Source organism: Mesorhizobium sp. M4B.F.Ca.ET.017.02.2.1 (assembly GCF_003998955.1).
GTDB lineage: Bacteria > Pseudomonadota > Alphaproteobacteria > Rhizobiales > Rhizobiaceae > Mesorhizobium > Mesorhizobium abyssinicae.
The window spans coordinates 1-19,292 of record NZ_RZOF01000084.1 but is presented as its reverse complement, the minus strand read 5'-3'; the positions used below and the strand labels follow the sequence as shown (position 1 = coordinate 19,292).

The following is a 19,292-nucleotide window of genomic DNA, read 5'->3' as shown; positions in this document are numbered from 1 at the left end:
GAACTTGTCGTTCGGGGATATCGCGGGCAGGGGCCTCGTGGCAAGCGGGTTGTCCCCTTCTCCCCTAGTGGAGAAGGGGACAAGCGAAGCTCGGTCAGATGAGAGGTTTTCCAGCTTGGCAATGACGGCGATCCGTCACCTGCGCTCAGAGCGCCGACAGCGTTTCCGGCGCCTTGGGCGCGTCGAGCACTGGGGCTCTCTGGAACGCCTTGGTCATCTCGCGCAGCATCTGGGTGGTCTGGCTGGACAACACCGGCGGCCGCTCGGCCGCGGCCTGCGCTTCGGCCGCCTCGGCGTTCTTCTTGGCGGCCTCCTCGGCCTTGGCCGCGACTTCCGGATCGACGAACGGGTGGTCGAGGCCGGGGATCGGCTTCAGGTCGATGTTCTGGTGCGCATAGACCATCAGCCGCTGCCACACCATCGCCGGCAGCGTGCCGCCGGTCATCTTGTTGGTCGGCGTGAAGTCGTCATTGCCAAGCCAGACGGCGGCCGTGTAGTTGCCGGTGAAACCGACGAACCAGGCATCGCGATAGGATTGCGTCGTGCCGGTCTTGCCGGCGACGACGATGTTGGGGAGCTGGGCGCGCCGTGCCGTGCCGATCACCGGTACCGCCGCCAGCATCGTGTTCATGTATTTCAGCGCCTGCTCCGACAGCACCCGGTGCGGCGGCGGCGCGTCCTTGGCCCAGTCATAGACGACATCGCCGGTGCGGGTGACGAGCTGGGTGATGCCGTGCCTCGAGCCGACGAGGCCGTTCTGCGCGAAGACGCTGTAGCCCGTCGCCTGGTCCATCACCGTCATGCCCGACGTGCCGAGCACCATGGTCTTGTGCCCTTCCAGCGGCGACTCCACGCCCATCGATTCGGCCATCGCCTTGATCGGCCCGATGCCGAGATGGTCCTTGGCCAGCCGCACCGGCACGGTGTTGATCGACTTGGCGATCGCCGTGATCAGCGTCACATTGCCGGCCGAGCCGCCATTGTAGTTGTGCGGCGACCAGCCGCCCCAACTGATCGCGCCGCCGGAGACGACCGAGTCCGGCGTGAAGCCGTGCTCCATCGCGGTCGCATAGACATAGGGCTTGAACGAGGAGCCGGTCTGGCGCAGCGCCTTGGTGGCGCGGTTGAACTGGCTGGCGCCATAGTCGCGGCCGCCGACGATGGCGCGCACCGCGCCGTTGGTCTCGATCACCACCACCGCGCCTTCGGTGACGTTGTATTCCTTGCCGAACTGGCGGAGATGGAATTCCACCGATTCCTCCGCCGCCTTCTGGATGTTGGCGTCGAAGGTGGTGTGGGCGACCAGCGAATGCTGGCCGGGCTTGGCGATCTTCTTGACCTCGTCGAAGGCCCAGTCGAGGAAGTAATCCGGGCTTTTCTGCTCGCCGCGGTCGACGACGTCGGCCGGGTGCAGTCTTGCCTGCAGCACCTGGCCCTCGGTCATGAAGCCGGAATCGACGAGGTTGGACAGAACCACATTGGCCCGCGCGCGGGCGGCCGGCAGGTTGATGTGCGGGGCATATTTGGTCGGCGCCTTGAACAGGCCGGCCAGCATCGCCGCCTCGGCGAGGTTCAGATCCTTGACGCTCTTGCCGAAATAGAAATCCGCCGCCGCCTCGATGCCGAACGTGCCGCCGCCCATATAGGCGCGGTCGAGATAGAGCTGCAGGATCTCCTTCTTGGAAAGGTTGGCCTCCAGCCACAGCGACAGGAAAGCTTCCTTGATCTTGCGCTCCAGGGTGCGCTCATTGGTCAGGAACAGGTTCTTGGCCAATTGCTGGGTGATGCTGGAGCCGCCCTGCACGACCGAGTTGGCGCGCACATTCTCGAAGATGGCGCGCGACAGGCCGAGCACGTCGATGCCGTAATGGTCGAAGAAACGCCGGTCCTCGGTCGCCAGCACCGCCTTGATGACATGGTCGGGCATCTCGTCGACCGGCACGGAATCGCGCTGGATGATGCCGCGCTGGCCGATCTCGTTGCCGTAGCGGTCGAGGAAGGTGACGGCGAAGTCGCCCTGGGCGCGCCAGTCTCCGTCGGTGATCTGGAAGGCGGGCATGGCCAGCGCAAGCAGTACGACGACGCCGCCGGCGCCCATGGTGAAGCCTTCGCTGAGCACCTCGATGATGCCGCGCCGCCAGCCCTTGACGCGGAAGCGTCGGGAAAAGATGGTCGCCGCTTCCCAGAATTCCCGCGCCTTGAAGCCGATCTCGTAGAGCGAGGAATCGAGCCAGGCGTCGACGGCAAGCAGCGCCGAGGCGATGCGGCCTCTTCTCTTGCGTGGTCTCAAAGGACTTGCCATTGCAGAATTCCGCCCCAGCGCACTGCCCGAAACAGCATCGGTAGTTTCGGAGAGTGGCACCCTGCGCGACTATTCGACCATTTTACCACCGCTCACAAGGGCAGCGAAGCCACACACAAGCTTTGTTGATCGCTAAGGTTGATAATGCGGACTCAGCGATATCACCGCGCCGCGATGAAGCGCATGAAATGCGCCACGTCCGCATCGCTCGGCTCCTGGCCGGTGAAGGCGCGCAGATAGGCAGCGAGATGGCTGACGCGCGCCTCGACCGGTTCCTTCAGGTCGAGCACATAGTAGCCGATCTGCATGTAGTAGAGAACGCGCGCCCGGATGAAGGCATTCTCCGCGTCATAGCCGTGTCGCTGGTACATGTCGCGGATGGCGGTGAGGCGATCGTCGTCGGCCTGGTCGATCATGCGCCGCACGTCGTCGGAACGGCGTGCCCATTCGCGGATGGCGAAATCGAGCCTCGGGTCGAACATGCGCTCGTCGGCCCAGCATTCGAACACGTTGAGCACGCCCATGATGATGGTTGCGGCCGGGCGCCGGGCGCGCTCGACGATCGCCTTGGTGTTGGTCTCATGCCAATGCTTCAGCAACTGGTCGAGCAGATCCTGCCGGCTTTCGAAATACCAATAGAAGCTCGATCGCGACACGCCCAACTTCTGGCCGAGCGACAGCACGCGCACGCTCTCGATACCGTCGGAAATCAGGATTTCGAGCGCGAGCTTGATCCAGTCCTGGCGCGTCACCTTGATGTTGCCGGGCGCCGGCTCGTCCTGCGGAGCAATCATGATCATGGACACACAAGTGGCACGGCCAGTTGCCTCGCGCAAGCTCTGCACATAAGTGTCTAGACACATATGTACAGTGGGTATATGGTCACGGCTTCCAACGAGAGGGAGAGGCTCGTGAAGTCGTACGCCGGGGCAGACCGGCCTCGACCGTTTCATCGCCGTCTCCAAGCGCGACTTCATCGGCCGTGACGCGGCGCTGAAGGAACGTGACGCCGGCGTCTCGCGGCGGATCGTGACGCTGGAGATCGATGCCGTCGATGCCGACGCCAGCGGTTTCGAGCCGGTCTGGCACAAGGGTCGGCGCGTCGGCTTCGTCACCTCCGGCGGCTTTGGCTACACGGTTCGCAAGAGCGTCGCGCTGGCGTTGGTGGACGACGATTTCGCCGGGGAGGGGACGGAGCTTTCGGTGCACATTGTCGGCGTCGAACGGCCGGCGCGCGTCATCCCCGCCTCACCCCACGACCCCGACGGCAAGGCGATGCGGCAATAGAGCATGATCCCGAAAAGTGGGAACCGGTTTTCGGAAAAGATCATGCCCAAACAAGAGGATAAGATGGAACGGGATGACGCTTCGAAGAAAAGTCATCCTGTTCCAAGGAGGATATGACATGGTTGAAGATGTCGCCCGCGATCTGAGGCGCGAACGCCGGCGTGGACGCACCGGCGAGGCGGGCAGCGAGTCAAGCCGCCGGCCGGACTACCGGTCGCTCAAGAACCCGTTCCTGCCGCAGCCGATCTTCTCGGAGGACCAGGTCGCGGCCATCCACGACACGGCGCTGCGCGTGCTGGAGGAACTCGGCATCAAGGTGCTGCTGCCGGAAGCGCGGCATGTCTTGGCCGGCGCCGGCGCGCTGGTCGACGAGGACAGCCAGATGGTGCGCATCGGCCGCGACTTGGTCGAGGCGGCACTGGCCTCGGCGCCGCGCTCGATCAAAGCCCATGGCGGCGCGCGCGATCGCGATCTGATGCTCGAACTGGGCTCGATGACCTTCCTCGCCGGGGCCGGCGCGCCCAACGTCACCGATCTCGAACGCGGCCGGCGGCCGGGCACGTTGGCCGCCTACGAGGAACTGACCAAGCTCATCCAGCATTTCGACGTGCTGCACATGCTTTGTCCCAGCATCGAGCCGCAGGATGTCGACAATCGCTTCCGTCACTATGCCGTCAACCGGGCGCAGCTGACGCTCTCGGACAAGTTCCCGTTCGTCTTCGCGCGCGGCACTCCGCAGGTCGACGACAGTTTCGAGATGGTCCGCCTGGCGCGCGGCCTCTCCGAGGACGAGTTCCGCGCCGGCGCTCATTGCTACACCGTCATCAACACCAACTCGCCGCGCCAGCTCGACATCCCGATGGCGCAAGGCATCATCGATTTCGCCAGGGCCGGCCAGGTGTCGATCATCACGCCCTTCTGCCTGGCCGGCGCCATGGCGCCGATCACCGTTGCCGGCGCGCTGACGCTGCAGCATGCCGAGGCGCTGGCAGGGCTGACGCTGGCACAGATCGTGCGACCCGGGGCGCCGGTCGTCTATGGCTCCTTCTCCTCCAATGTCGACATGAAGTCGGGCGCGCCGGCCTTCGGCACGCCGGAGCACGTCAAGGCGACGCTCGGCGCCGGCCAGCTCGCCCGCTTCACCGGACTGCCCTGGCGCTCCGGCGGCGGCAGCGCCGCCAACATTTCCGACGCTCAGGCCGCGCATGAGACGCAGTTCGCGCTGTGGGGCTCGGTACTGGCCGGCGCCACCGTCTGCATCCACGCCGCCGGCTGGCTGGAAGGGGGGCTGAGCGTCTCCTACGAGAAGCTGATCACCGACATCGAGGCGCTGCAGACGGTCGCCGAGCTTTGCGCGAGGACACCCGGCGACGAGGATTCCATCGGCTTCGAGGCCATCGCGGAGGTGCAACCGGGCGGCCATTTCTTCTCCGCCGGTCACACCATGGCGCGCTACCGCACCGCCTTCTACGAGCCGCTGGTCGCCGACTGGTCGAACTTCGGTAGCTGGACGCAGGCCGGTTCGAAGAGTGCCACCGAGCGCGCTACCGGCATCTGGAAGCGGCTGCTCGCCGACTTCCAGCCCCCGGCTTCGGCCGCCGCCACGGCCGGCGTGCTCGACGAGTTCATCGCCCGACGCACCGAGGAGGGCGGCGCTGCGCCGGTGTCTTGACGGAGATCAGTCCAGCCTTGCGGAACTGCCGCAAGGCGACAAGGCATTCCTGACGCCAGGCCAGTCATATCCGGACAGGAAGTGTCATGCGGTCTGGCGCGGGTCTTGCGACGCGGCTACGCTGCATGTGAAGACTGTTGGCGGCGCAAGGGATTGTCCAAGGCGTGACTGGCGAGCGGAGACGACGATGACGGCGCCCGACGATTTGCTGCAGGCCTTGTTCCAGAGATTGAAGAGTGACGCGAAGCTGACGGCGCTGCTGGGCGGCGCCGGCCTGCTCGAGCGGGCAACCGAGAACGCCGCCTTTCCTTATGTCACGTACGGCCACACCAGCGCGTTCGACCAGGACACCGGCGCCGACAACGACGCCGACCAGCTTGTCACGCTGCATGTCTGGTCGAAGGCCCATGGCGAGGCTGAAACGCGCCTCATCATGAACCGCATCGAGGCGCGCCTTGCGGGAGCGGCGCTGTCCATCGGCCCGCGCGGGCAAACACGCCTGTCGCTGGAGTTCGCCGAGGCTCGCTACGACGAGGACCTTGCGGTCCATCATGGACTGCAGCGCTTCCGCGCCGTCACGCGGGAAGACGCCTGACGGATCGCATTAAAGCTGAGCCGCGATCTCGGCCTTGTCGATGACCGACCAGACCTCGCATATGTGCGCGTCGCGAAATTCGTAAAACACGTTCTCGGCGAAGCTGACCCGCTTGCCGTTCACGGGCAATCCGAACAACCTGCCTTTGGGTGTGCAGTCGAAATGCAGGCGGGCAGCCACGCGCGGCGGCTCGCAAACCAGGAGTTCGATGCTGAAACGGAGATCGGGAATGGCCTGGAAATCGCCTTCGAGCATGCGCCGATAGCCCGACAGTCCAACCGTTTCGCCATTGTACTGCACCGCCTCGCCGACGAACCGGCCGAGATTGGCCCAGTCCTGGGCGTTGAGACACGCGATGTAGCCACGGTAAAGTTCGGCAAGTTCCTCGCGTCCCATCGCCTGCTACTCTCCTCATCGGGTCTTCGTACTCTACCCGGGGCAAGGCGAAAGGTCTGCAACGAAACCATTAGCCGCCACCGCCGTTTTCCGGTTATGAGTCTGGGGTCGGGCCTGAGGGGAACGGCGCGATCGCAGTTGCGTTTCAGGGGGTGTTGCGGGCATGGTTTTTCGGGCGTTCACCGTTCATTTCACGTTCAGCACCGATGCGTTACAACGCCTGCCATGAATACGTTTCGCTCCCATCTCCGAACCGCGACACTGGCGCTCGCAGCGACGGGCCTGCTCGCGTCGCAGGCAATGTCGGCTCCGGCCATCGCGCCTGACGACACGCAGCCGTTCGTGGTCGCCGCATCGGACTGCTACGCGATCGGCCAGCAGGTGGCGGCGCAGAATGGCGGCACGCTGGCCAAGGCCTCGCAGGCGACGCGTGGCGGCCAGGCGGTCTGCGTCATCGTCGTGCTGGTGCCCGGCAAGGATGGGCAGCGCCCGCGCCGCACCGAGATCGTCGTTCCGCTGAATTGATATCGAAGTTTCCCAAACTATTGGAATCGCTGTATATCCGCCCTGAACGTCAAGAGGTTTGAACTCCGGCATGCGTGTGCTCGTCGTCGAAGATGACAAGGATCTCAACCGGCAGGTGTCGGACGCGCTGGTCGACGCCGGCTATGTCGTCGACCGCGCCTTCGACGGCGAGGAGGGGCATTTCCTCGGCGACACCGAGCCTTACGACGCCGTCGTCCTCGATATCGGCCTGCCGCAGATGGACGGCATCAGCGTGGTCGAGCGCTGGCGCCGCGGCGGCCGCAAGATGCCGGTGCTGATCCTCACCGCGCGTGACCGCTGGAGCGACAAGGTGGCCGGCATCGATGCCGGCGCCGACGACTATGTCACCAAGCCTTTCCACATCGAGGAGGTGCTGGCGCGGGTCAGGGCGCTGATCCGGCGCGCCGCCGGCCATGCCTCGTCGGAACTGACCTGCGGGCCGCTGCGCCTCGACACCAAGGCATCCAAAGCTGATGTCGACGGCGTGCCGCTGAAGCTGACCTCGCACGAATTCCGTTTGCTTGCCTATCTCATGCACCATATGGGCGAGGTGGTATCGCGCACCGAACTGGTCGAACACCTCTATGACCAGGATTTCGATCGCGATTCCAACACCATCGAAGTCTTCGTCGGCAGGCTGCGCAAGAAGATGGGCATCGACATGATCGAAACCGTGCGCGGCATGGGCTACCGCATGCGTGAGCCGGAGGCGTAAGGCGGAACCGCTCGCTACAATCGCAAGGAAGCCTTTCGCGGCGCGGCTCTGGCCGCGCTCGCTGGCCTTCCGCGTCATTGCGTTCTCGACCCTCTGGGCGATCCTGACGCTGGTCGTCATCTTCACCCTGATCACAACGCTTTACCGTCAGGCGAGCGAGCGCGGCTTCGACAGCTTGCTGTCGGCGCATCTGTTCAACCTGATCGGGTCGGTCGGCATTTCCGACAACGGGGCGCTCACCGGCGCGCCGGATCTTGGCGACCTGCGCTTTTCCGAACCGAATTCCGGCTGGTACTGGTCCGTGGAGCCGGCCTCCGAGGGCGTCCACGGCGAGATCCACTCCTCCTCGATGACGACGTCGGTCCTGTCGCCTTCCGTCGCCGAGGTTCCCTTTAACGCGAACTTCCAGCGCAGCTACTCGGCCGAAGGCATCAAGGGCGAGGAGCTTGAAGTGTTCGAGAGCGAATTCGTCCTCGACGCCAAGAACCGCGCCGCGCGCTTCCGCGTCATGGGCAATCAGACCGAGCTGGAACAGGAGATCGCTACCTTCCAGCGCCGCCTGCTCACCTATCTGTCGCTGTTCGGCGTCGGCATGATAGCCATCAACGCCATTGCCATCCTGATCGGCCTGCAGCCGCTGCGCCGTGTCCGCAACGCGCTGGCCATGGTGCGCGAGGGCACTGCGCAGCGGCTCGACGGCCGCTTCCCGGCCGAGATCGAGCCGCTTGCCAACGAAACCAACGCGCTGATCGAGAACAACAAGCGCATCGTCGAGCGTTCGCGCACGCAGGTCGGCAACCTCGCCCATTCGCTGAAGACGCCGCTCGCGGTGCTGCTCAACGAGGGCCGGGCGCTCGGCGGCGCCAAGGGCCAGCTCATCGCCGAACAGGCCGCCTCGATGCAGAAGCAGGTCGACCACTATCTGCAGCGGGCGCGCGTCGCCGCCCAGCGCGACAGCGTAGTCTACCGCACGCCGGTCACGCCGCTGGTGCAGCGCATGGTGCGGGTGCTGCAGAAGCTCAAGCCGGAGATCAAGCTTACACTGTCGCTGCCGGCGGCCGAGATCATCTTCGGCGGTGAGCGCGAGGATCTGGAGGAACTGCTGGGCAACCTCCTCGACAACGCCCTGAAATGGGCGAAGGGTGCGGTCGCCGTCTCGGTGGCGCCGGTTCCCGGCGTCAGCCTGTTCGAGATATCGATCGAGGATGACGGCCCGGGCATTCCCGAGGACAAGGCGCGCGAGGCGCTGAAGCGGGGCCGGCGCCTCGACGAAACCAAGCCCGGCACCGGGCTCGGCCTCGCCATTGTCGCCGACCTCGTCAACGAATATGGCGGCGTGCTGGCGCTGGAACGCTCCGCCATGGGCGGCTTGAAGGCGGTAGTGCGGTTGCGGAGCCTTCAGTGATGCCTTGCCCGGGCCGGTCGACATCGATGGGCGGAGCATGGTATGCGCCACGTCGATTGCTCCCGATGTCGGCGGCCGCGGCCAAATTTCCGACAAACATCAACACTATGGCCACGCCAACTTTCCCGATGGCGCCGCCCCCAGCACATCCTGCTCGAGAAAACCGGTTGTTGGCATGAAGATTCGCGTCGCGCTCGTTTCCGCACTGCTGGCCGTTTCCGGCTGCACGACGCTGAGCCGGGGCGGCCCGGACGCCGGCGTCACGCCGGCCGCTACGCCGCCGGCCGGCGGCAAGGTGGCCACCACGATCATTTCGGCCATGCACGGCGGCCTTGTCGGCGGATCGATCGGCTCCGGCCTCGACGACACCGACAAGCGCAAGGCGCTGGAAGCCGAATACAAGGCGCTCGAATACACGGCGAGCGGCCAGAAGGTGACCTGGAAGGGCGACAGCACCGGCCATTCCGGCGAAGTCGTCGCAGCTCAGCCGTATAGGGTGGGTTCGCAGGACTGCCGGCAGTACACCCATACCGTCTTCACCGGCACCGCCAGCGCCACCGCGCGCGGTACCGCCTGCCGCAACGGCGACGGCAGCTGGACGCCGCTGACCTGACCAATGCATGTCGCCCAAAAGTGTGAAGCGGTTTTGGGACAACGACATGCATCAAGAAGAAACCGGCCAGAGGCCTGTCGGGTTGACGTCGATCAATGACGGGCGGACGCTTGGCCGTCAAAGCGTCGCAGCGTGCCTGTGTTGGCAGGGCAGGGCTCTGCCGTTATTGGAAGAACCATGCTGTTCTGGGTCATAGCCGCGATCCTCACGCTGGGCGCCAGCCTGGCGGTGCTGCTGCCGCTGGCCGGCGGCACCAAGGGCGCGTCCAGCGCCGGCGAGCATGACCTCGAAGTCTATCGCGACCAGTTGTCGGAACTCGACCGCGACGTGGCGCGTGACCTGATCCAGCCGGCGGAGGCTGAGGAAGCGCGCGCCGAAATCGGTCGTCGCATCCTGCGCCTGGGCGCTGCTGGTCAGTCCGGCCCGGCCGCCCGGCGGTCATCCATGGCGACCAGGCTGGTCGCGACGGCGGCCGTGCTGGCGGTGCCGCTGGTCAGCTGGGGCCTCTATATCAAGCTCGGCTCGCCCGACCTGCCGTCGCAGCCTCTGACGGAGAGGCTCGCCAAGAACCCCGCCGACTCCTCGGTCGACGAGCTGGTGGCGCGTGCCGAGGCGCATCTTGCCGCCAACCCGTCCGATGGCAGGGGCTGGGACGTGCTGGCGCCTGTCTATCTGCGGCTGCAGCGCTATTCCGACGCGGTCAGCGCCTACCGCAACGCCATCCGCCTCGACGGCGACAGCGCGGCCCGCCAGGCCGGTCTCGGCGAGGCGATCGCCAACGCCGCCGGCGGCATCGTCTCGGCCGAGGCTCAGGCTGCCTTCGAGGCGGCGCTGAAGCAGGACCCCGCCAATGCGAAGGCGAGCTTCTATCTGGCGATGGGCCTGGCGCAGGAAGGCCGCACCGGCGAGGCGACGGCGGCCTGGCAAAAAATGCTGGCCGCGCTGCCGCCGGACTCTCCGTGGCGCGGCGCGGTCGAGCAGGCGCTGGCCGACACGGCAAGCAAGTCCGCTGCGGCGGGTGCACCCGCCAACGGCCCGGATGCGCAAGCCGTGGACGCAGCGCAGCAGATGTCGCCGCAGGACAGGCAAGCGATGATCGAGACCATGGTCGCCAGCCTCGACGAAAAGCTAAAGCAAAACCCGCGCGATGTGGAAGGATGGATGCGGCTCATTCGTTCCTATGCGGTGCTGGGCAAGGCCGACCAGGCGCGCGATGCGCTCGGCCGCGCCATTGCCGCCTTTGGCGCCGACAGCGAGGAAGCGAAGAAATTCACCGCCTTTGCCGCCACGCTCGGCCTGGCGGCGACGGAGTAGATGATGACGCGCAAGCAGAAGCGACTGTCGGTGATCGTGGCCGGGCTGGCATTCCTCGCCGCCGCGACCGGTCTCACCTTCTACGCGCTTGGCCAGAAGGCGTCCTATTTCTACATGCCCGGCGATCTGGCCACGGCGACTGTCGAGCCCGGCCAGCGCATCCGCCTCGGCGGTCTTGTCGAAAAGGGCACGATCGTGCGCGGGCAGGGCGCGACGGTCGCCTTTTCGGTGACCGACAAGCAGAAATCGGTCAAGGTCACCTATACTGGAATCCTGCCCGACCTGTTTCGCGAGGAGCAGGGCGTCATCACAGAAGGCAGCTTTGGCGCGGACGGCATTTTCGTCGCTGACAGCGTGCTTGCCAAGCATGACGAGCGCTACATGCCGAAGGAAGTCGCCGACGGGCTGAAGGCCAAGGGTGTCTGGCAGGAAAGCAAGAGCGAATAATGGTCGAAACCGGACATTTCGCGCTCGTCCTGGCCTTTGCGCTGTCATTGGTGCAGATGCTGGTGCCGCTTTATGGCGCGCGCGTCGGCAACCTGAAAATGATGGCGGTTGGCGGTCCGGTGGCGGTCACCGGCTTCGCGCTCTCCGCGCTGTCCTTCGCCGCGCTGGCCAGCGCCTATGCGGGTTCCGATTTCTCGGTGGCGAGCGTCTGGGAGAACTCGCACTCGCTGCAGCCGCTGATCTACAGGATCACCGGTACCTGGGGCAACCACGAGGGCTCGATGCTGCTCTGGGTGCTGATCCTGACCTTTTTCGGCGCGCTTGTCGCCGTCTTCGGCTCAAACCTGCCGGCGACGCTCAGGGCCAATGTGCTCGCCGTGCAAGGGGCGATCGGCGCCGCCTTCTTCCTGTTCATCCTGGCGACGTCCAATCCCTTTATCCGGCTCAACCCGGCGCCGATCGAGGGCCGCGATTTGAACCCTATCCTGCAGGACCTCGGCCTCGCCATCCATCCGCCGCTGCTCTATCTCGGCTATGTCGGCTTCTCGATCTGTTTCTCCTTTTCGGTCGCCGCGCTCATCGAGGGCCGCATCGACGCCTCCTGGGCGCGCTGGGTGCGGCCATGGACGCTGGTCGCCTGGATGTTCCTCACCGGCGGCATCGCCATGGGCTCCTACTGGGCCTATTACGAGCTCGGCTGGGGCGGTTTCTGGTTCTGGGACCCGGTCGAGAACGCCTCCTTCATGCCGTGGCTCGCGGGCACGGCGTTGCTCCATTCGGCGATCGTGATGGAGAAACGCTCGGCGCTGAAGATATGGACGCTGCTGCTCGCGATCCTCACCTTCTCGCTGTCGCTGCTCGGCACCTTCCTGGTGCGCTCCGGCGTGCTGACGTCGGTGCATGCCTTTGCCACTGACCCGGCGCGCGGCGTTTTCATCCTCTGCATCCTGACGCTGTTCATCGGCGGTTCGCTGGCGCTGTTCGCGCTGCGCGCCTCGAGGCTGACCGCCGGCGGCCTGTTCCATCCGATCTCGCGCGAGGGCGCGCTGGTCCTCAACAATCTCTTCCTCACCACCGCCACGGCCACGGTGCTGGTCGGCACGCTCTATCCGCTGGCGCTCGAAGCCATCACCGGCGGCAAGATCTCGGTCGGCGCGCCCTTCTTCGACCTCACCTTCGGTCCGCTGATGCTGCCGCTCTTGGCGATCGTGCCGTTCGGACCGCTGCTTGCCTGGAAGCGCGGCGACGTCCTTGCCGCCGCCCAGCGGCTGATGGCGGCCTTCGCGGCAGCACTTGCCGCCGTGCTGGTGACGGCGCTGTTCATCGACGGCGCCTCGGTGTTCGCCGCCCTTGGCGTCGGTCTCGCCGTCTGGCTGCTCTGCGGCGCGCTCACCGATCTCGCCGTCAAGTCCGGGCTCGGCAATGTTGCGCCGGCGGTCGTGCTCAGCCGCTTTACCGGCCTGCCGCGCTCGGTGTTCGGCACCGCGCTCGCGCATCTCGGCCTTGGCCTGACCCTGCTCGGCATAGTCGGCACTGTCTCATTCGGCACCGAGAAGATCCTGACCATGCACGCCGGCGAAACGGTGGAGCTCTCCGGTAACACGCTGCGCTTCGAGGGCCTCTACCCGGCGCAAGGACCGAACTACAGCGAGGACCGTGGCCGCTTCCTCGTCATCGGCGCCGACGGCAACGCCAGCGGCGAGATCAGTTCGGCCAAGCGCTTCTATCCGGTGCGGCAGATGACGACCACCGAGTCCGGCATCAGGACGATCGGGTTCAGCCAGCTCTATCTGTCGCTCGGCGACGAGGGCAATGACGGCTCCGTCGTCGTTCGGCTGTGGTGGAAGCCGCTGGTGACGCTGATCTGGGGCGGCGCCCTGGTGATGATGGCGGGCGCTTTGATGTCGCTGATGGACCGCCGCCTGCGCGTCGGCGCGCCGTCGCGCCGCCGCAAGCCGGCCGGCGCCGCGCCTGCCGCGAGCGCGCCATGAAGGTCAGGGTTTCGCTCGCCTCGCTGGCGTTGCTGCTGGGCCTGCTCTTCGCCGGCAGCGCCTTCGCGGTGAAGCCAGACGAGGTGCTCGCCGATCCGGCACTGGAGGCGAGGGCGCGAGCGCTCTCGGAAGGCCTGCGCTGCATGGTCTGCCAGAACCAGTCGATCGACGAATCCGACGCCGACCTCGCCCGCGACCTGCGCATCCTGGTGCGCCAGCGCCTCGTTGCCGGCGACAGCGACCAGCAGGTGATGGACTACATCGTCTCCCGCTATGGCGAGTTCGTGCTGTTGAAGCCGCGCTTCAGCCTGCGCAACGCGCTGCTGTGGGGCACGCCGGTCGTTCTTCTCCTTGCCGGCGGGCTGTTCATCCTGCTCAGCGCCCGCTCGCGCCGCGCGGCCCCCGCGAACACGCTCACCGCCGAGGAGCGGGCGGCGCTGGACAAGATGCTGCGCGACTGAGCGCCAACATTACAAAACTTTCATGTACCGGAAATGGCGCCGTAATGTGCGGCTCTCTATTCCTCTTGCCGGAGGATGCCAGCCTGAGCGCATCCCTTGTGAAAGAGGATACGAGACCCATGAATATTGCCCCCAATTCATATTTCGGCACCCGCAAGCGCCTGACCGCGACCGTTGCGTCGCTGGCTGTCATCGGCGCGCTCGGCGTCGGCGCGCTCGCCACCGGAACCGCCCCCGTTCTGGCCGACGCAGTGCGTGTCGAGGCGCCGCAGGTTCCAAGCTTCGCCGATGTCGTCGAGCGCGTTTCCCCGGCCGTCGTCAGCGTCAAAGTCAAGGCCAAGATCGAGCCCGCCGCCGATGACGGTTCCGACCAGTCCGACGATCAGGACGGCATGAACAACCTGCCCGACAATCCGCAGCTGCGCCGCTTCTTCAAGGAATTCCGTGGCTTCGGCGATCAGGGCGGCCAGTTCGGCATGCGCCGTTTCAATCACCGCGGCCACAATGACGGCCAGCCGCGCCCGGTCGCTCAGGGCTCCGGCTTCTTCATCTCCGATGACGGCTACCTCGTCACCAACAACCATGTCGTCGAAGAGGGCTCCGCTTTCACCGTGGTGATGAACGACGGCAAGGAGATCGACGCCAAGCTGATCGGCACCGATCCGCGCACCGATCTCGCCGTGCTCAAGGTCGAAGGCGACGGCAAGTTCACCTATGTCGACTTCGCCGACGATTCCAAGGTTCGCGTCGGTGACTGGGTGGTGGCCGTCGGCAATCCGTTCGGCCTTGGCGGCACCGTGACCGCCGGCATCGTCTCGGCCCGCGGCCGCGATATCGGCGCCGGCCCCTATGACGACTTCCTGCAGATCGACGCCTCGGTAAATCGCGGCAATTCGGGCGGCCCGACCTTCAACCTCAACGGCCAGGTCGTCGGCATCAACACCGCGATCTTCTCGCCCTCGGGCGGCAGCGTCGGCATCGCCTTCGACATCCCGGCCTCGACCGCCAAGGAAGTGGTGCAGGACCTGATGAAGAGCGGCTCCGTCCAGCGCGGCTGGCTGGGCGTCGAGATCCAGCCGGTCACCTCCGACATCGCCGAGTCACTCGGGCTGAAGTCCGAAAAGGGCGCGCTGGTGTCGAGCGCCCAGGACGACGGCCCTGGCAAGAGGGCAGGTATTGCCGCCGGCGATGTCATCACCCAGGTCGACGGCAAGGACGTCGCTTCGCCGAAAGAGCTCGCCCGTCTGATCGGCGCCTACGCGCCGGGCAAGTCGGTGGACGTCACCGTGTGGCGCGACGGCAAGAGCGAGAACGTCAAGGTCGACCTCGGCAAGCTGCCGGCGGGCGACAAGCAGGCGTCGAACGATGACAGCAAGCAGCCGGCGACGCCAAAGGCCGACACGCTGGCCGATCTCGGCCTCACCGTCACCAAGTCGGATAACGGCAAGGGGCTGGTGGTCACCGATGTCGATCCCGACAGCGACGCAGCCGATCGCGGCATCCAGCCCGGCGATGTCATCACCTCGGTCAACTCGACCGAGGTGAGCGGCACGGCAGATGTCGACAAGGCGATGGCCGACGCGGTGAAGTCAGGCCGCAAGGCGGTGCTGGTGCAGATCACCCGCGACGACGCGAACCGGTTCGTCGCGCTGCCCGTCGCCAAGGGCTGACGATCGCGCAACTTTTCCCGAAGCGGCGGTTTCAACACCCCCGAGCCGCCGCAGGGGAAAGCACGGGGCCCGAATACGTTAGTCAGTCACCGTGTTCCGACCCCGGCGGCAGCGGGCTTCCCATCGCCCGCTGCCGCTCCCAACCATCAAGGCCCTGATGCTCATGCCGGCCACTCAATCTCAGAGCGAAATCGCGTATAACGGCTCTATGAAGATTCTCGTCATAGAAGACGATCGCGAGGCCGCCGACTATCTGCAGAAGGCCTTTGCCGAGGCTGGCCACACTGCCCATGTCGCCGGCGACGGCGAAACCGGCTTCGCGCTCGCCGATGCCGGCGACTATGACGTCATGGTTGTCGATCGCATGATGCCGCGCCGCGACGGCCTGTCGGTGATCGCCGGCCTGCGCTCCAGGGGCAACACGACGCCGGTGCTGATCCTGTCGGCGCTGGGCGAGGTCGACGATCGCGTCACCGGCCTGCGCGCCGGCGGCGACGACTATCTGACCAAGCCCTACGCGTTTTCCGAACTGCTCGCCCGCGTCGAGGTGCTGAACCGCCGCGCCAGCGCCAGGGAAGCCGAAACCGTCTACCGTGTCGGCGATCTCGAGCTCGACCGGCTCTCCCATTCGGTCCGCCGCGCCGCGCGCGAGATCACGCTGCAGCCGCGCGAGTTCCGCCTGCTCGAATATCTGATGCGCCATGCCGGCCAGGTGGTGACGCGGACCATGCTGCTCGAGAATGTCTGGGACTATCATTTCGATCCGCAGACCAACGTCATCGATGTCCACGTCTCGCGCCTGCGCGGCAAGATCGAGAAGGGTTTCGACAAGCCGATCCTGCACACGGTTCGCGGCGCCGGCTATATGCTGAAGGGCGGGTAGCGCCTGCTATGGCATTGTCCGTGCCCGCCATCATGAGGACGACGGCAGCGCGGCTCTCGGCGCTCTATTTCCTGCTCTTCGCCCTGTGCGCCGTGCTGCTGGTCTTCTACATGACCTCGCTGTCGGCGCGCATGCTGACCGCGCAGACGCAGGAGACCATCAACGACGAGGTGCTCGGGCTTGCCCGCGCCTATCAGCGCGGCGGCCTGCCGGTACTGGTGCGCGTTGTCGAAGCCCGGTCGCGCCAGCCCGGCGCCAATCTCTATCTCATCGCCGACACCAACGGCCAGATCCTGACCGGCAACGTGCAGAGCCTGGCGCCCGGGGTGATCGAGACCGAGGGCTGGACGACCGAGCCGTTCTCATACCAGCGCTTCGGCGAGGGCGAGCTCGAACGGCAGCGCAATCAGGCTCCCGACCAGACCACGCCCCCGGCTGGCGAGAACGAGACGCAGGCCGAGGGCGAGAAGGGCCACAACGCGATCGCGCTGGTGCTGAGACTTCCCAACCAGATGATCATGCTGGTCGGCCGCGACCTCGGCGAGCCCGAGCGCTTCCGCGCCGTCATCCGCCGCGCCCTGATGCTGGCGCTGGGCATGATGGGGCTTGGCGGGCTCTTGATCTGGTTCTTCGTCGGGCGCGCCGCGCTGAAGCGCATCGACAGTGTGTCCGAGGCCAGCCGCCGGATCATGGGCGGCGACCTTACCGGTCGTCTCCCGGTCACCGGCGCCGGCGACGAGTTCGATCGCCTGTCCGAGAACCTCAACGCCATGCTGGCCAGGATCGCCAAGCTGAACGAGGGGCTGAAGCAGGTTTCCGACAACATCGCGCATGATCTGAAGACGCCGCTGACCAGGCTGCGCAACCGCGCCGAGGCAACGCTTGCCGGCCGGCAAAAGACCCCCGACTACCGGCAGGCGCTCGAAAGCACGATTGCCGAATCCGACCAGCTGATAAAGACCTTCAACGCCATCCTGATGATCTCCAGGCTGGAGGCCGGCTATTCCTCGGAGACCACCAGCCCGGTCGACCTTGCGGCAGCCGTCCGCGACGTCGTCGAGCTCTACGAGCCGGTGGCCGAAGAGGCTGGCGTGACGATCGAGACCTCCGTCGAGGAGGATTTCGCCGTCAACGGCAATCGCGAACTGATCGGCCAGGCGCTTTCGAACATCGTCGACAATGCCATCAAATATTCGACCGACGCGACGACGAAGCCGTCCGTCCGCGTGGCGCTGCAGCGCATCGACAGGGAAGTCAGGCTGTCGGTCACGGACAATGGCCAGGGCATTCCCGACGATGCCGATCGCGCCAGGGTGACCGAGCGCTTCGTGCGGCTGGAGAAGAGCCGCTCGCAGCCAGGGTCGGGCCTGGGCCTGAGCCTCGCCAAGGCGATCATGACTTTCCACAAGGGCAGGCTTGATCTTCTGCCCGCCAATCCCGGATTGTCCGTTATCATGAGTTTTCCCGCAGGGGAGAACCAATGATGGCGGTGAGGATGGCTGCGAAACGCATTGATACCGAATGGCGCCTGCAACCGGCGGCAACGCTTTTGCCGCTGGACGCAGATCGCGCAAGACGCGAATTGTCGGAAATCGCTTCGGCGGCCGCGGAAGAAGGCCTTGCCCGCCTTGAAACATTCCTGGCGGCCGAGGGCGTGGACCAGGACCTCCTCGCCGCCGTCTTCGACCTGTCGCCATTCCTGCGCGATGTGGCGCGGCGCCGCCCGCAAATCCTCGATGTCTTGTTCGACGCCGATGTGAAGGCTCGGCTTGCAGCGATCGGCGAGGCCATAGGCAAGGCGGCGCGGGCCGAGACGGTCTCCGAACAGAGCCTGATGATGGAGCTCAGGCAATGGAAGACGGAGTCGCATTTCCTGATCGCCTTGGCCGATCTCGCCGGCGAGGCCGAGCCGGCGCTGACCGTGCGGCGCCTCAGCGACCTCGCCGACGCCTGCACCCGCGCCGCCGTCGATTTTTTGCTGCGCGACGCGCACGGGCAGGGCAAGCTCAGATTGCCCAACCCCGAAAACCCGGCGCGCCAGTCGGGCTGGATCCTGCTCGGAATGGGCAAGCTCGGCGCGCATGAGCTGAATTTTTCGTCCGACATCGACCTCGTCGTCTTCTTCGATCCCGACGCGCCGGCGATCGTCGATCCGCTCGATGCGACGGAATTGTTTGCGCGCCTCACACGCCGCCTCGTGCGGATCCTCCAGGACCGCACCGAGCATGGCTATGTCTTCCGCACCGATTTGAGGCTGCGGCCCGATCCCGGCTCGACGCCGCTGGCGATACCGGTCGAGGCGGCGCTTCACTACTATGAGGGGCGCGGCCAGAACTGGGAGCGCGCCGCCATGATCAAGGCGCGTCCGGTGGCCGGCGATCTCGCCGCGGGCGCTGCGTTCCTGAAAGAGCTGCAGCCTTATGTCTGGCGCAAATACATGGACTACGCGGCGATCGCCGACGTCCACTCAATCAAGCGCCAGATCCATGCGCATAAGGGCCATGGCGAGATCGCGGTCAAGGGCCACAACGTCAAGCTCGGCCGCGGCGGCATCCGCGAGATCGAGTTCTTTGTCCAGACGCAGCAGTTGATTGCCGGCGGCCGCTTCCCGGAACTGCGCGGCCGCGAGACGGTGCCGATGCTCGGCCAGCTTGCCGCCTGCGGCTGGATCACCGCCGACGCGCGCGACGCGCTCGCCCGGCAATACTGGTTCCTGCGCCGCGTTGAGCATGCCATCCAGATGGTCGCGGACGAGCAGACCCATATCCTGCCCGAGAGCGACGAGGGGCTGGAGCGCATCGCCCGCATGCTCGGCTTTGTCGACCAGGCGAGCTTCGCCGAGGCCTTCCGCGCCTCGCTGCAGCAGGTCGAGCGTCACTATGCGGCCCTGTTCGAGACCGCGCCGGAACTTTCGGCCGGCGTCGGCAACCTGGTCTTCACCGGCGACGTCGACGATCCCGATACGCTGCAGACCTTGCAGCGCCTCGGCTTCCAG

At 65.9% G+C, this 19,292-nt stretch carries 17 protein-coding genes and 1 pseudogene; 15 read left to right on the top strand and 3 right to left on the bottom strand.

Annotation, left to right across the window (positions count from 1 at the left end; all coding sequences use genetic code 11):
- Positions 1-145 precede the first annotated feature (145 nt).
- Complete coding sequence (locus EN738_RS13120) at positions 146-2,302, bottom strand: penicillin-binding protein 1A (RefSeq protein ID WP_127284055.1); 2,157 nt, start codon at positions 2,300-2,302, stop codon at positions 146-148.
- Between the two features lie 161 nt (positions 2,303-2,463).
- Complete coding sequence (locus EN738_RS13115; RefSeq protein ID WP_127284054.1) at positions 2,464-3,102, bottom strand: TetR/AcrR family transcriptional regulator; 639 nt, start codon at positions 3,100-3,102, stop codon at positions 2,464-2,466.
- A gap of 124 nt (positions 3,103-3,226) precedes the next feature.
- Between EN738_RS13115 and EN738_RS13110 the strand changes: the two are divergent.
- From EN738_RS13110 to EN738_RS13100, 3 genes and pseudogenes are all read left to right on the top strand, one after another.
- A pseudogene (locus EN738_RS13110) lies at positions 3,227-3,589 on the top strand (glycine cleavage T C-terminal barrel domain-containing protein); the annotation flags it as partial.
- Between the two features lie 118 nt (positions 3,590-3,707).
- The gene (locus EN738_RS13105; protein WP_127284053.1) at positions 3,708-5,261 is read left to right on the top strand and encodes a trimethylamine methyltransferase family protein; all 1,554 of its coding nucleotides are present in this window, start codon (positions 3,708-3,710) and stop codon (positions 5,259-5,261) included.
- Between the two features lie 187 nt (positions 5,262-5,448).
- Positions 5,449-5,856 (top strand): DUF3168 domain-containing protein, encoded by a 408-nt coding sequence (locus EN738_RS13100; protein WP_127284052.1) that lies wholly within the window; start codon positions 5,449-5,451, stop codon positions 5,854-5,856.
- 9 nt (positions 5,857-5,865) lie between these two features.
- Here EN738_RS13100 and EN738_RS13095 read toward each other — a convergent pair whose 3' ends face one another.
- Positions 5,866-6,252: an ester cyclase gene (locus tag EN738_RS13095; RefSeq protein ID WP_127284051.1), complete on the bottom strand. Its 387-nt coding sequence runs from the start codon at positions 6,250-6,252 to the stop codon at positions 5,866-5,868.
- A gap of 225 nt (positions 6,253-6,477) precedes the next feature.
- On the opposite strand from EN738_RS13095, the gene EN738_RS13090 reads away from it, so the two are divergent.
- The 12 genes from EN738_RS13090 to EN738_RS13035 all read left to right on the top strand — a co-directional run.
- The gene (locus EN738_RS13090; RefSeq protein ID WP_127284050.1) at positions 6,478-6,777 is read left to right on the top strand and encodes a hypothetical protein; all 300 of its coding nucleotides are present in this window, start codon (positions 6,478-6,480) and stop codon (positions 6,775-6,777) included.
- A 70-nt stretch (positions 6,778-6,847) separates the two neighbouring features.
- On the top strand, positions 6,848-7,513 hold the full coding sequence (locus EN738_RS13085) for a response regulator transcription factor (protein WP_127284049.1): 666 nt from the start codon (positions 6,848-6,850) through the stop codon (positions 7,511-7,513).
- On the top strand, positions 7,497-8,918 hold the full coding sequence (locus EN738_RS13080; protein ID WP_127284048.1) for an ATP-binding protein: 1,422 nt from the start codon (positions 7,497-7,499) through the stop codon (positions 8,916-8,918). The genes EN738_RS13085 and EN738_RS13080 overlap by 17 nt, the downstream gene beginning before the upstream one ends.
- 175 nt (positions 8,919-9,093) lie before the next feature.
- Positions 9,094-9,531: an RT0821/Lpp0805 family surface protein gene (locus EN738_RS13075; protein ID WP_127284047.1), complete on the top strand. Its 438-nt coding sequence runs from the start codon at positions 9,094-9,096 to the stop codon at positions 9,529-9,531.
- 177 nt (positions 9,532-9,708) lie between these two features.
- The gene (gene ccmI / locus EN738_RS13070; protein ID WP_127284046.1) at positions 9,709-10,845 is read left to right on the top strand and encodes a c-type cytochrome biogenesis protein CcmI; all 1,137 of its coding nucleotides are present in this window, start codon (positions 9,709-9,711) and stop codon (positions 10,843-10,845) included.
- A gap of 3 nt (positions 10,846-10,848) precedes the next feature.
- The gene (gene ccmE / locus EN738_RS13065) at positions 10,849-11,292 is read left to right on the top strand and encodes a cytochrome c maturation protein CcmE (RefSeq protein ID WP_127284045.1); all 444 of its coding nucleotides are present in this window, start codon (positions 10,849-10,851) and stop codon (positions 11,290-11,292) included.
- Positions 11,292-13,283, top strand: coding sequence for a heme lyase CcmF/NrfE family subunit (locus tag EN738_RS13060; RefSeq protein ID WP_127284044.1), 1,992 nt, complete (start codon positions 11,292-11,294; stop codon positions 13,281-13,283). Before ccmE ends, EN738_RS13060 begins: the two co-directional genes overlap by 1 nt.
- The gene (locus EN738_RS13055; RefSeq protein ID WP_127284043.1) at positions 13,280-13,744 is read left to right on the top strand and encodes a cytochrome c-type biogenesis protein; all 465 of its coding nucleotides are present in this window, start codon (positions 13,280-13,282) and stop codon (positions 13,742-13,744) included. Before EN738_RS13060 ends, EN738_RS13055 begins: the two co-directional genes overlap by 4 nt.
- A gap of 119 nt (positions 13,745-13,863) precedes the next feature.
- Positions 13,864-15,414, top strand: coding sequence for a Do family serine endopeptidase (locus EN738_RS13050; RefSeq protein ID WP_127284042.1), 1,551 nt, complete (start codon positions 13,864-13,866; stop codon positions 15,412-15,414).
- Positions 15,415-15,622: 208 nt separating this feature from the next.
- Positions 15,623-16,297: a response regulator transcription factor gene (locus tag EN738_RS13045; RefSeq protein ID WP_187331196.1), complete on the top strand. Its 675-nt coding sequence runs from the start codon at positions 15,623-15,625 to the stop codon at positions 16,295-16,297.
- An 8-nt stretch (positions 16,298-16,305) separates the two neighbouring features.
- A complete protein-coding gene (locus EN738_RS13040) occupies positions 16,306-17,781 on the top strand; it encodes a HAMP domain-containing sensor histidine kinase (protein WP_127284040.1) in 1,476 nt (491 codons plus the stop codon).
- Positions 17,781-19,292 (top strand): bifunctional [glutamine synthetase] adenylyltransferase/[glutamine synthetase]-adenylyl-L-tyrosine phosphorylase (locus EN738_RS13035; protein ID WP_189605827.1); only part of this gene is annotated, 1,512 nt, incomplete at its 3' end. The genes EN738_RS13040 and EN738_RS13035, both read left to right, overlap by 1 nt.